This window comes from Picosynechococcus sp. NKBG042902 (assembly GCF_963864045.1).
In the GTDB taxonomy this organism is placed as follows: domain Bacteria; phylum Cyanobacteriota; class Cyanobacteriia; order Cyanobacteriales; family MRBY01; genus MRBY01.
This window is the reverse complement of record NZ_CAWLTV010000061.1, coordinates 41,152-53,592: the sequence shown is the minus strand read 5'-3', so window position 1 is coordinate 53,592 and position 12,441 is coordinate 41,152. Positions and strand designations below refer to the sequence as shown.

Sequence of the window (12,441 nt, the reverse complement as noted above, 5' to 3'; positions counted from 1 at the left end):
CGTTTCTAGACGAAGCAATTGAACCAGGGCCTAGAGGGTGACCAAAGAGTCAGATTCAGGACGCTGGTAAGAAAATTCTTTGGGCAGTTCCCGCTCGTACTTGATCATGTTGGCGAGCTCCTGGAGTTGGCTGATCGCTTCTGCGCCTTCTAGCTTCATCAGCTCCCGCTCATCACGCATTTCTGTCCAGGTGATGCCGTAATCGGAAACGAGAAAACGAATGAGATGATTTTCGCCTAGACTCACCATAAAGGAAGCGCTATTGAGTTCGGTGCCGCAGGTATAGCAGGACGCGAGGTAACCACGGTTCTCAAGGGCGATCGCCAGGGCCTGTAGACTCATGACGAGGTCTTTTACGAAATCACGATGTTGTTGAGCCAGTCGAATAAACACCTTATTGTCTCCATAGTGACACACCTATTCTAAACCTTATTAATACTTTTTTAAGATTTAAATTTACCGTGTAAAGTCAGCAAGATTGATACGCTACGGTTATCATACCCAAATGGGCCGCAAACCCTGTCTATACCGTTACTTATCAGTAATATGACGTTAGAAAACTTAGACATTGTATTTAATCTTACAAACTTATTTGTATTGCCCTTTTGGGGATTAATGATCATTGCCCCCCAATGGCAAGGCACCCAAAAACTCATGGATTCCCTGGTGCCCTTTGGGATTCTGGCCGTTGTATATGTCGGTTTGTTCGCCCTTTCCCTCGATCCAGACCAAGCCGCAATCTGGTCAAATCCCACCTTGAGTGATTTAGCGGCTTTATTTTCGTTACCGCCGGTGATGGCCACTGGCTGGACACATTTTCTCGTGATGGATTTGTTTGTCGGGCGCTGGATTTATCAACAGGGGTTAGAAAAAGGCATTTTTACCCGCCATTCCCTCGCCCTATGTCTTTTTGCGGGGCCGGCTGGGTTGTTGTCTCATATTGTGACGGCTGGGATCACTGGTATTTGGCGAAACCAAAGTAAGGTCGCGGCGACCGATGCCCCAGAATCTTAAAAACAAATAGCGATGAAGAAACTACACCTCGCCCTTTCTACCGACAAAATTGCAGCAACCGTGGCGGACTACACAGCTCGTTTAGGGACAGCGCCTTACTTATTCATTCCGGGGGAATATGCCCTCTGGAGAACCAGCAGTTTAAACCTCTCAGTGCGCCAAGATTTTACCTGCCCTCCAGGTTCCCTGAGACATTTGGGTTGGGAAGATCCTACGGCAGTGGAATTTACCCAAGAAGTGGATGTAAATGGCCTTATCTGGGAGCGATTTAATGCCCAGCACCAGGCCGATGAGATTAATGAAATTTGGCCAGCGGCTGATTATAAACTCAACCACAAAACTGAGGAAAAGCGTTAAAAGTATGACTAGCGCCAAAACACTATATAAATCTGCGTTTACACCATCTCATTAGGGGGATCTACAGGCTATGTCACTGGCGGCTTCTGAATCTTGGATGTGCGAGCATGTGCCGGAGGGGAAATGTTATGTGTACCAGGGCGGCAGCCATGCAGACGGGACATTTATTCGCGTGTATGTCCCAGAGTCCGCCTCAAATCCTGGCACAAAGCTGAATGCCATTCTTTATCTCCATGGGTTTGCCCTCTGTATGCCTTCTTTTTATGAGGCCCATCTGCTTGAGTTGGTAAAGCAGGGGTACATTGTCTTTTTTCCTGACTTTCAGCGGAGTTTTTATCCGAATACAGCACCCCAAACGCTAACGCCACCCCGACAATCTCAGCCCCATATTCAGCAATGGCTAGCTGCTGCGACGCAAACTCAGAAGTCAGCCCAGAAGACCTTAGCAACAGAAGATATTCACCCTCTATTTTCAGAAATTTACGAACGGAATGATACGGGTTTAAGCCGCGGCCTATCTGCCTTTACGATGGGAGACTTGCGCCGCGTGGCCTGGGCCTTGGTCGTGATTATTTTGCTGCTGACTGTGTGTAGCTGGTTTCGGCGGGAGTATGGGAAAAATTTGATTCATCTTTTGTCTACGGTAGGTTTGAGCCTAGTGCATTCACCAACGGAATGGCTGAGTAATGCGATCGCCCTCCCGGAAGATGCTTGGGAATATTTAACGACCCAAGAACGCTATGCCCACTGGAATCAAGAAAGCTTAGAGACCTTTGCCTTTGGTCATTCTCTGGGGGGATTAATTGCCTTGAGTCTCCCCTCTGTGCTGAAAGATTCGCCTAGCAATCGCTTTTTCCCGAAGCAAATCGTCACAGCCGATCCCGCCGTTAGCACGGAGATGGGCATCCCCAAATTTGCCATTTGGATTTTGAAGTTATTCCGGTCTCCTTTCACGGCAGCCCCGATTTTGATTCAGGATACGGGACAAGATCTAAAGCAGCCCGTGGCCATCTTACATGGTGGTTCTGATACCTTGGTGCCGCCCAGCCAATGGGTCGATCCGATGCGGGGGCAAGCTACTTCTAATTATGAGGCGATCGCCAGTGAAAATAAGGCGATTTATTTTTCCTATTCCAACCCAGAAAACGATCCGCCCCTGGTCGCTTTTCATAATCAAGCCGTGACTTCGACGCAATATTATGACGATGCTTTGTTCAAGGATTTTGGCGGCGTTAAAGATGGCCCCAATGCTTACAATACTGATTATGTTTGGCCTGGGGTTACGAAGATTTTCCAGAATATTGCCACGCCGGAAAATCTACTTTCACATCTCAATACGCCAAAATTTCAAGTCGAACCCACTCCCCCAGTTAAGCCTGCTTCAAATTGGACGAAATTTGCGTGGGTTGCTGGAATTGCTCTATTGCTTGGCGTTGGCTTTTGGCTTTGGAAAACAGTTTTAGACATTTAGTCAATCAAGGTAGCCCGTGAAGAGGCGATCGCCAGATCGAAATCTCCGACAAAGCACCGAGCATCACCTTGGTCATTCAGAATAGGATCACTCATACTGAATGGGAAATCCCGTTGAACCTGGGAGTGATCTATGTTGTCACAAGAACTAAAAGCGCAAATCTTCAAGTTGCCACCTAGCGATCGCCTCGCGCTAATCGCCGCTATCGTTGAGTCCTTACAAGATACGACCGCTGTTCAAGCAGACCGCTCTAGGGCAATTCGGCGAATGAAAGGATTGTTAAAAACAGAACAACCCGCGCCAACAGATGACGAAGTGGCAGTGATGCTGGAAGAGAGACGGGCGGAGAAGTATCTTCAGTGAAAGTCTTAGTTGATACCAATATTATTTTAGATTTTTTACTGCAACGAGAGCCATTTTTCCAGGATGCAGAACTGCTGTTTCAGGCAATTGATGTAGGTGAGATTGTTGGCTATGTCACAGCAACAACACTAACAGACATTTTTTATATCTCACGCAGACATACTCGTAATGTTGAGCAAGCGCGGCAAGCAGTCTCAGAAATACTGACTGCCATGATGATTTGTCCAGTTGATCGAAACGTTCTGGAATCAGCTTTTAATTCTGGCTTGGCTGATTTTGAAGACGCTGTTCAAATCTTTAGCGCCGTCAACCAAGGATTAGAAGCAATTGTGACCCGTGACTCTCAAGGTTTTTTGAATTCACCCATACCCGTTTTATCCATTCAAGAGTTGTTGCAGCAAGTCAGGCAGCAAAATGGTGGCTAGGTTAGTCGGGGCGATCGCCACCATCCATCACTAAGGGAATACTCTCTCGATATCCTTAAATGTTTGGAGTCGATGCTAGACTTAGCACAAAAATATGAGGAGGACGATCGCCGTGGCTTCTATTACCCTTGACCTTTCAGATACCCAATTCCAAAAGCTGCAAGATTTAGCAACCATGCATGGGATTGAGATTGAAGTTTTACTGAAGGCAAGCCTAGAGGATTGGCTTAATTCTCAAAAAACGGGGTTTGTTGATGCAGCCGATTATGTTCTCACAAAAAATACTGAGTTGTATCAGCGGTTAGCATAGTGCGTTTTCTGACGTTAATCGAGGTACTGGCATTACACCACAGAGTCATTGAGCAATCCGGTGGGGCATTTGGCATTCGAGATTTAGGCTTGTTGGCGTCGGCGATCGCCCAACCTCGTATGACGTTTAGTGGAGAAGATCTATACTCAAGTTTGTTTGAAAAAGCCACAGCACTAGGATTTTCGATCATCATGAATCATCCATTCGTCGATGGAAACAAACGTACAGGTCATGCTGTGATGGAAACTTTTCTTGTCCTGAATGGTATGGAAATTAACGCCTCTGTGGACGAACAAGAATATGTGGTGTTGGCGATCGCATCGGGTGAGCTAGGACGAGAAGCATTAGTAGAATGGTTGAGAGAAAACACTATAGCTCGCTAACAAATCATTAGTGCAATAACGATCGCCACTATCCATTACAAATCCATTACAAAGGGAGTATCCTCTCGATACCCCCTCCAGCGAAATGCTAGGAATTGGTCAGAAGATTTTGGGCTTCGGCGATCGCCAATTTCACCTGTTCAAACCCTGTACCCCCGTAACTATTACGAGCAGCAACCACCTGTTTAGGAGCGATCGCCTGATAAATATCTTCCTCAAAGGCAGGATGTAATGCTTTCCATTCGTCCATTGTCAAATCCTTGAGCAATTTGTCAGCGGCAAGACTGGTTTTCACTACTTTGCCCACGAGGTTATAGGCTTCTCGGAACGGCACCCCTTTACTCGCTAAATAATCAGCCACATCGGTCGCGTTAGAAAAGTCTTCATTTACTGCTTCTTCAAGGCGTTGGGTGCGGAATTCAATCCCTTCACCGAGCAAAATGGTCATCGCTTCGAGGCAACCCTGCACTGTTTTAACGGTATCAAAAAGGCCCTCTTTATCGTCTTGCAAATCCTTGTTATAGGCGAGGGGTAAACCTTTCATCAGCACGAGTAGCCCTTGGAGATGTCCGAACACGCGGCCCGTTTTGCCGCGCACCAGTTCGGGAATATCCGGGTTTTTCTTTTGGGGCATAATGCTCGAACCCGTCGCGCAACTGTCTCTTAGGGTAATAAAACTAAATTCCTTCGAGGCCCAAAAAATCATCTCCTCCGATAAACGGCTCAGATGCACCATGATCAAGCTAGCGGCGGCGGAAAACTCAATCGCAAAATCGCGATCGCTGACCCCATCGAGACTGTTTTGATAGAGGCGATCAAAGCCCAAAAGGTTTGCGCTGAAATGGCGATCAATGGGAAATGTTGTCCCTGCCAAAGCGCCACAACCAAGGGGAGAAGTATTAGTGCGCTTATAGACATCATCCAGCCGTTCGTAGTCCCGTTGGGCCATCTGGAAATACGCCATCAGATGATGTGCCAAACTAATCGGTTGCGCCCGTTGTAGGTGGGTATAACCAGGAATTAGCGTTTCCACATGGTTTTCGGCGTGGGTGAGTAAAACCTGTTGAAAGTCTCGCAATTGTTGTTGAATGCCGCGAATTTTGTCCCGCAGATAGAGACGAATATCAGTGCCTACCTGGTCATTGCGCGATCGCCCGGTGTGGAGTTTTTTGCCCACATCCCCCACGATTGCTGTCAATCTTTTCTCGACAGCAAAATGCACATCTTCGTCTTCGACGCCGGGGTGAAAGTTGCCCTCGCGATATTCCTGGCGGACTTGTTCTAAACCTTGGACGAGGATTTCACCTTCTTCGGCGGAAATAATCCCCGTGTGGGCGAGCATCTGGGCATGGGCCACTGAACCCGTAATGTCATATTCGATCAGTTCAATATCAAAGCCGATACTGGCATTAAACACGGCGATCGCCGGATGAAGAGACGTATCAAAGCGATCGCTCCAGGTTTTTTTAGCTTCTGTCATAACGGCACTAGCCCTCGCAGGAAATCACAATCAATTCTCTCGGTAAATCTTACGGCATCAAGCCATTCCCCTAAACGCCGATCTTCCCCAAAGCGGTGAGGAACTGACGATATTTTCCCCAAGGCGATCGCCACAAAACTACGGATGTCAGCTAAATCTAACTTGGCTTGCCGTTCCGCCCCAGATCGCGTTAAGAATCGGCATCAGAGCAGATAGAATGATTGAGACAATTTCGAAAGTGAACGTAGTAGCCCTATGCCTCGCCGCGACGACATCAAAAAAATTCTAATCCTTGGTTCTGGCCCTATTGTGATTGGACAAGCCTGTGAGTTTGACTACTCCGGCACCCAATCCTGTAAGGCGTTGCGGGAGGAAGGCTATGAAGTGGTCCTGGTCAACTCCAACCCAGCCACGATTATGACGGATCCAGAAACCGCCGACCGCACCTACGTTGAGCCAATCACCCCCGAAATTGTCGCTAAAGTCATCGAAAAAGAACGGCCCGATGCCCTGCTCCCCACCATGGGCGGCCAAACGGCCTTAAACACAGCGGTTTCCCTGGCGAAGAACGGCACCCTCGAAAAATTCAACGTCGAGCTGATCGGTGCGAAATTAGAAGCGATTGAGATGGCCGAGGATCGCAACCTCTTTAAAGAAGCCATGGCTCGGATCGGTGTCCCCGTTTGTCCTTCCGGCATTGCCAGCACGATGGAAGAAGCACGGGAAGTCGCTATCGAAATTGGTAGTTACCCCCTCATTATTCGGCCAGCCTTCACCATGGGCGGTAGTGGCGGCGGCATCGCCTATAACCAAGAAGAATACGAAAAAATCTGCAAGTCCGGTTTAGAAGCCTCCCCTGTATCCCAGATTCTCGTGGAAAAATCCCTCCTCGGTTGGAAAGAATACGAACTGGAGGTGATGCGGGATCTCGCCGATAACGTGGTGATTATTTGCTCCATTGAAAATATTGACCCGATGGGGGTACATACAGGGGATTCGATTACGGTAGCCCCAGCCCAAACTTTGACCGATAAGGAATATCAGCGGTTGCGGGATTATTCCCTGAAAATTATTCGTGAAATTGGTGTCGAAACGGGGGGCTCCAACATTCAGTTTTCGGTGAACCCCCTCAACGGCGAAGTGATTGTCATCGAGATGAACCCCCGCGTGTCCCGTTCTTCTGCCCTGGCTTCGAAGGCAACGGGCTTCCCGATCGCCAAATTTGCAGCAAAACTGGCGGTAGGCTACACCCTCGACGAAATTCCGAACGACATCACGAAGCAAACTCCCGCTTCCTTTGAGCCGACCATTGACTATGTGGTCACGAAGATTCCCCGCTTTGCCTTTGAAAAATTCCCCGGTTCAGAACCGATTCTCACCACCCAAATGAAATCCGTGGGCGAAGCGATGGCGATCGGGCGCACTTTCCAGGAGTCTTTCCAAAAGGCGTTACGCTCCCTTGAAACGGGGCGTTATGGGTTTGGCTGCGATCGCCAGGAAACATTACCTAGTCTGAGCCATATTTCGACAAGTTTAAGAACCCCGAACCCCGACCGGATTTTTACCATTTATCAGGCGTTGAAATTGGGGATGACCGTCGAAGAAATTCATGATTTGACGGCGATTGATATCTGGTTCCTGGACAAAATGGCAGAATTGCTGGTCACGGAACGTTTTATGAAGCAAACGCCCCTGACGGAAATTTCGGCAGCGGATATGCGGGTGATTAAGCAACAAGGGTTCAGCGATCGCCAAATTGCCTACGCCACCAAAACCAACGAAGATGCGGTGCGCGCCTACCGGAAGTCTATCGGTGTCTTGCCCGTGTATAAACTCGTGGACACCTGTGCGGCAGAATTTGAAGCCTTTACCCCCTACTACTACTCCACCTACGACGGCACCGAATCAGAGGTTGTCCCTTCCGACAAACCCAAAGCGATGATCCTCGGCGGTGGCCCGAACCGCATTGGCCAGGGGATCGAATTTGACTATTGCTGTTGCCATGCCGCCTTTTCCCTCAGTGATGCGGGCTACGAAACGATCATGGTCAACTCCAACCCCGAAACCGTTTCCACCGACTACGACACCAGCGATCGCCTGTATTTTGAACCCCTCACCAAAGAGGACGTTTTAAACATTATCGAAGCCGAAAACCCCGCAGGCGTGATCATCCAATTCGGCGGCCAAACCCCGTTAAAATTAGCCGTCCCCCTCGACAATTACCTCAACGCAGGCGACTGTCCCGTCGATACCAAAATCTGGGGAACCCAGCCCGATGCGATCGACACCGCCGAAGACCGGGAGCGCTTTGAAAAAATCCTCCACGACCTTGAAATTCTCCAACCCGCCAACGGCATTGCCCGCGACTACAAAGAAGCCCAAAAGATTGCCAATCGCGTCGGTTATCCGGTAGTCGTGCGTCCCTCCTACGTGCTTGGCGGACGGGCAATGGAGATTGTCTATTCCGACGAAGAACTCGACCACTACATGAAATACGCCGTTCAGGTCGAACCCGATCACCCGATCCTCGTCGATAAATTCCTCGAAAACGCCATCGAAGTCGATGTGGATGCCCTCTGTGACCACACCGGAAAAGTCGTCATCGGCGGCATTATGGAACACATCGAAGAAGCTGGGATCCACTCCGGCGACTCTGCTTGCTCAATCCCCCACACTTCCCTGCCCGATGAGGTGATCAATACGATCCGCGAGTGGACGGTGAAATTAGCCCAAACCCTGAAAGTGGTCGGCTTGATGAATATTCAGTACGCCGTCAAGGATAACCAAGTCTATATCCTCGAAGCGAATCCCCGCGCCTCCCGTACTGTGCCTTATGTTTCTAAAGCGACTGGACGGCCCCTAGCGAAAATCGCGTCCTTGGTGATGTCTGGTAAAACCCTTGATGAATTAGGCATTGACGGTGAAATTACCCCGAAACACGTCGCCGTTAAAGAAGCCGTCTTACCCTTTAACAAATTTGAAGGAACCGACACTCTCCTCGGCCCCGAAATGCGCTCGACTGGGGAAGTGATGGGCATCGATGTTGATTTCGGTAAGGCTTTTGCTAAAGCGGAGATTGGTGCTGGGGTGGAACTGGCAACAGAAGGAACGGTCTTTGTCTCGATGAATGATCGCAATAAAGAAGCCGCCGTGCCTGTGGTTAAAGATCTCATGGAATTGGGATTCCGGATTGTGGCCACTTCTGGTACCCGTCAAGTGCTCCTAGAGAACGGTATTGAAGATGTGGAATTGGTATTAAAGCTCCATGAAGGGCGGCCCCATGTGGTCGATTGGATGAAAAATGGCTGGATTCAGTTCATTATCAATACCCCCTCTGGGGAAGAATCCCAAGCGGATGGGCGGATGATTCGTCGCACAGCCCTCGATTACAAATTGCCGATTATCACGACTTTGGCAGGAGCTAGAGCAACGGTGGCAGCAATTCGGTCTCTCCAAGAGCATCCCCTCGATGTGAAACCGCTCCAGGAATACATCAACGCTTAATTTTTCTAGTTCTGAATTGCGATCGCCTCTCGTTTATTCAAGGGGCGATTTTTTGTCCTTCTGTTTGGAGGAATCAGCCTGTTTCCATGGAGCGTAATTGCTGCTTTTGTGGCCCCAAAATACGAGCCTAGACTCTACACTCGATAAAATAAGCAAAAAATTCTTATCAAAATTGGAGCGATCGCCTGTGTTAGATGGAGAACAGCTATCCTATATCGTGTCCCAAGCGTGCCGTCATTATCAGTTTTCTAAAGCGATTCGCCAACGGGCCTGGGTAGAAATTGACCATCAAGCGCTGGCGGCTAATATCCGTGCCCTCAAGGACATTCTCGCGCCCCAAACGGCATTGATGGCGGTGGTAAAAGCCGATGCCTACGGCCATGGTGCGGTCAAGGTCGCTGAAACGGTACTCAAGGCGGGGGCCAGTTGGTTGGCGATCGCCACCTTAGGAGAAGGGGTCGAACTACGCGAAGCCGGGATTACTGCGCCGATCCTCGTTTTGGGGGCGACCAATACCACCGAAGAAATTGAGGCGATCGCCCATTGGGATTTGCAACCGACCCTTTGTAACCTGTCCCAGGTGGCTATTTTTGATGAAACCCTCGCCCGATTAGGGAAAACGCTCCCTGTACACCTCAAAATCGACACCGGAATGTCCCGTCTCGGCACCCGCTGGGAGGAAGCACTACCCTTCGTTGCAGCGGTTCACCAAGCTCCGCACCTCAACATCGCCAGCATCTACTCCCACTTTGCTACCGCTGACGACCCAGACCCCACGACGATGGATCAGCAACACCAACGCTTCCAATCGGCGATCGCCAAGCTTGAACAACAGGGAATACCGATCCCAAAACGACATATCAGTAATTCCGCTGCCACCCTCCACAGCCGCAATCTCCACTATGATCTGGTGCGTTTGGGCCTTTCTATTTACGGTGTCTATCCAGCGCCCCACCTCAGCCCCAAAGTCCGCCTCAAACCCGTGCTCCAGGTCAAAGCTCGCATCACCCAGCTTAAAACGTTGCCCCCCGATACTGGCGTCAGCTACGGCCACCGCTTTATTACCGCCACAGACACAAAAACAGCCGTGGTGGGCATTGGTTACGCCGATGGTGTGCCCCGTCGCCTCTCCAATAACTTAAAAGTCTTGGTTAATGGTGCCTTTGCCCCCCAAATTGGGGCGATTACGATGGATCAACTAATGCTCGACGTTAGTCATCTTCCGGACGTCCAAGTCGGTGATGTGGTGACGCTCATTGGTACAGATCATGACCAGCAGCTAACCGTTGACCAATGGGCCAATCAATTGGGGACAATTTCTTGGGAAATTCTCTGCGGTTTCAAGCATCGCCTGCCCCGGATTAACCTCTGAGATTTGCACACGCTTTCTAACTATTAAGGTTGTAATTCCTCAAGGATCGTAAACCGCACATGGTTCAGGGCCAGATCTCCTAGGGAAACTTGCTCTTTCGGGACAATTTCCCCCTGGCGGTACAGTTTTTCAAAGGGGACGCCCTTCGCCATTTCTGCGTGGTACCAAGCCAGTCCCATGAAAAAGCGGGCTGGGTATGGCCCTCCCTCGCACAGATCATCGGGATTCGATTCCATGGGTAGCCAACCATAACCCGGCAAATAAAATTCCATCCAGACATGGTTGTAATCGGGTTGGAGGGGGAGATTTCTCAGGTGGGCGTGGGCTGGACATTTGTAGCGACCCACCGTCCGGCTGGCGATGCCGTTGAGCCGAGCCAAAGCCAAGAGGACACCTAAATATTCACCGCAGGAGCCGACCCCCCGCCGGAGGGCAATATCTGGGGTGTCGATGTGGGGCTTAATGCCGTAGGAGAGATGGTCATAAACGTAGTTGCGGATGTTGTACATTTGGCGGAGCAGATTGGTTTCGCTCCCCACGGCATCGGTTGCGGCCCGCTGGATAATCTCTGTTTCCATAGCCAAATTTTCATTATCCACCAAATATTTTGCTTGGAGTGCTTCTGGAATCGGTGCGAGGTTTTCGCAGTCCGGCGGCGTAAATTGATATTTAATGCCCCACACTTGGAGGATGGCCCGCCAGCCAAAGATATGACGATGTCGGTCATTGAGTTGGTCGAATTTAAAGACGGCGATCTTTTGGCCTTCTTTTTCTTCAATGGTGAAGGGGAGACCGACGGGTTCGATGCTAACCACTTGCTGGCGATCGGTCTCGGCAGGGAGAGCAATTTTCCATTCGAGATCCTGCAATTCAACGGGATCGAGGGGCGATAATTCTTCGACGTAGCTCATCTCCAGGAGAAAGCCATTGGAGAGGGCATATTTTTCCTCTGGGTCATAGCGGAAATAGAGGGGATGTAGAAAGGTAACGTCGCGGTATTGGAGCTCGTAGTTGGGGTCGGCGTTGGGGTTATCGCGAATGTAGGGTTCCTGGGAGGCATAGGCGACATAGAGAATGTCTGGGCCTCCTTCCGGATTCGGGTAGAATGTCAGACCTGTGGGGGATTCAAAGGGGGTCAGTAGACTAAATTTTACTTCGCCAGTGGCTCGTTCCAGGCAATAAACGGTTTGTTCGAGGCTATCGGAAACCCAGAGATCTTCGCCACGAATCACGAGGTTTTCAACGCCAATGCCGGGGGCATAAAGGCTAGTGATGGAGCGGCCATTGGTGGCATCGTAGATAAAAATTTCACCCCGTTTTTGGCAGGAAATATAAAGGCTATTACCAGAAATCGCGACGCCATTGACGGTATCGGGAAAGCGGGTAAACAGTTCGGGATTCCATTGGTCGTCGGTCATGGCACATTTGTAGAGGCGATCGCCGCTGGTAAACCAAAGAATCTCGTCTTGGATCGCGAGGCCCGTCGCCCCAATAAAAGCCGACCAAGTGCGGGAATTGATAATTTGTGTTGCATCGGTTTGGGGATCGATCCGCATCAGATAGCCATTAATATTTTCAATGGCCCAAAAATAGCCGTCGTGGAATGCCACACCGTGGAGGGCATAGGTTGAAATGGGGCGAATGGTGCGGTGGTTTGTCGGGGTGGCAGTACTCAAAATCCCAATTTCCGGTCGTAGGTTGTATTCTTCACTAGGATTATCACCCATGAAACTCCTTTCGTTATCGTTTTAGTAAGAGAGAT

The 12,441-nt window shown here is 49.8% G+C and carries 12 protein-coding genes; 9 read left to right on the top strand and 3 right to left on the bottom strand.

Features of this window, described 5'->3' with window-relative positions; genetic code table 11:
* Nucleotides 1–30: 30 nt before the first annotated feature.
* Complete coding sequence (locus tag AACR41_RS04460; RefSeq protein WP_012308076.1) at nucleotides 31–393, bottom strand: DUF1815 family protein; 363 nt, start codon at nucleotides 391–393, stop codon at nucleotides 31–33.
* Between the two features lie 153 nt (nucleotides 394–546).
* Between AACR41_RS04460 and AACR41_RS04455 the strand changes: the two genes are divergently transcribed.
* From AACR41_RS04455 to AACR41_RS04425, 7 genes are all read left to right on the top strand, one after another.
* On the top strand, nucleotides 547–1,014 hold the full coding sequence (locus AACR41_RS04455) for an ABA4-like family protein (protein WP_030007642.1): 468 nt from the start codon (nucleotides 547–549) through the stop codon (nucleotides 1,012–1,014).
* Nucleotides 1,015–1,026: 12 nt separating this feature from the next.
* Nucleotides 1,027–1,371 carry a hypothetical protein gene (locus AACR41_RS04450; RefSeq protein WP_030007641.1) on the top strand — a complete coding sequence of 115 codons (345 nt, stop codon included), beginning with the start codon at nucleotides 1,027–1,029 and terminating at the stop codon, nucleotides 1,369–1,371.
* Between the two features lie 70 nt (nucleotides 1,372–1,441).
* On the top strand, nucleotides 1,442–2,842 hold the full coding sequence (locus tag AACR41_RS04445) for a hypothetical protein (protein ID WP_030007640.1): 1,401 nt from the start codon (nucleotides 1,442–1,444) through the stop codon (nucleotides 2,840–2,842).
* Nucleotides 2,843–2,974: 132 nt separating this feature from the next.
* The gene (locus AACR41_RS04440) at nucleotides 2,975–3,205 is read left to right on the top strand and encodes a hypothetical protein (protein ID WP_030007639.1); all 231 of its coding nucleotides are present in this window, start codon (nucleotides 2,975–2,977) and stop codon (nucleotides 3,203–3,205) included.
* Nucleotides 3,202–3,630 carry a type II toxin-antitoxin system VapC family toxin gene (locus AACR41_RS04435; protein WP_030007638.1) on the top strand — a complete coding sequence of 143 codons (429 nt, stop codon included), beginning with the start codon at nucleotides 3,202–3,204 and terminating at the stop codon, nucleotides 3,628–3,630. The genes AACR41_RS04440 and AACR41_RS04435 overlap by 4 nt, the downstream gene beginning before the upstream one ends.
* A 112-nt stretch (nucleotides 3,631–3,742) precedes the next feature.
* Nucleotides 3,743–3,940, top strand: a complete 198-nt coding sequence (locus AACR41_RS04430) for a hypothetical protein (RefSeq protein WP_030007637.1) — start codon at nucleotides 3,743–3,745, stop codon at nucleotides 3,938–3,940.
* A complete protein-coding gene (locus AACR41_RS04425) occupies nucleotides 3,940–4,323 on the top strand; it encodes a type II toxin-antitoxin system death-on-curing family toxin (protein WP_045442264.1) in 384 nt (127 codons plus the stop codon). Before AACR41_RS04430 ends, AACR41_RS04425 begins: the two co-directional genes overlap by 1 nt.
* Before the next feature lie 88 nt (nucleotides 4,324–4,411).
* Here the strand turns inward: AACR41_RS04425 and argH are convergent, their stop codons facing one another.
* Nucleotides 4,412–5,803, bottom strand: coding sequence for an argininosuccinate lyase (argH, locus tag AACR41_RS04420; RefSeq protein ID WP_030007635.1), 1,392 nt, complete (start codon nucleotides 5,801–5,803; stop codon nucleotides 4,412–4,414).
* A gap of 255 nt (nucleotides 5,804–6,058) precedes the next feature.
* On the opposite strand from argH, the gene carB reads away from it, so the two are divergent.
* The gene (carB, locus tag AACR41_RS04415) at nucleotides 6,059–9,307 is read left to right on the top strand and encodes a carbamoyl-phosphate synthase large subunit (protein WP_030007634.1); all 3,249 of its coding nucleotides are present in this window, start codon (nucleotides 6,059–6,061) and stop codon (nucleotides 9,305–9,307) included.
* Between the two features lie 187 nt (nucleotides 9,308–9,494).
* Complete coding sequence (gene alr, locus AACR41_RS04410; protein WP_045442261.1) at nucleotides 9,495–10,679, top strand: alanine racemase; 1,185 nt, start codon at nucleotides 9,495–9,497, stop codon at nucleotides 10,677–10,679.
* Nucleotides 10,680–10,702: 23 nt separating this feature from the next.
* Here alr and AACR41_RS04405 read toward each other — a convergent pair whose 3' ends face one another.
* On the bottom strand, nucleotides 10,703–12,406 hold the full coding sequence (locus tag AACR41_RS04405; RefSeq protein ID WP_216627655.1) for a transglutaminase domain-containing protein: 1,704 nt from the start codon (nucleotides 12,404–12,406) through the stop codon (nucleotides 10,703–10,705).
* Nucleotides 12,407–12,441 lie beyond the last annotated feature (35 nt).

Coding starts and splice junctions, on each gene's coding strand:
- AACR41_RS04455 (WP_030007642.1), top strand. CDS start 547: ATGACGTTAGAAAACTTAGACATTGTATTTAATCTTACAAACTTATTT.
- AACR41_RS04450 (WP_030007641.1), top strand. CDS start 1,027: ATGAAGAAACTACACCTCGCCCTTTCTACCGACAAAATTGCAGCAACC.
- AACR41_RS04445 (WP_030007640.1), top strand. CDS start 1,442: ATGTCACTGGCGGCTTCTGAATCTTGGATGTGCGAGCATGTGCCGGAG.
- AACR41_RS04440 (WP_030007639.1), top strand. CDS start 2,975: ATGTTGTCACAAGAACTAAAAGCGCAAATCTTCAAGTTGCCACCTAGC.
- argH (WP_030007635.1), bottom strand. CDS start 5,803: ATGACAGAAGCTAAAAAAACCTGGAGCGATCGCTTTGATACGTCTCTT.
- carB (WP_030007634.1), top strand. CDS start 6,059: ATGCCTCGCCGCGACGACATCAAAAAAATTCTAATCCTTGGTTCTGGC.
- AACR41_RS04405 (WP_216627655.1), bottom strand. CDS start 12,406: ATGGGTGATAATCCTAGTGAAGAATACAACCTACGACCGGAAATTGGG.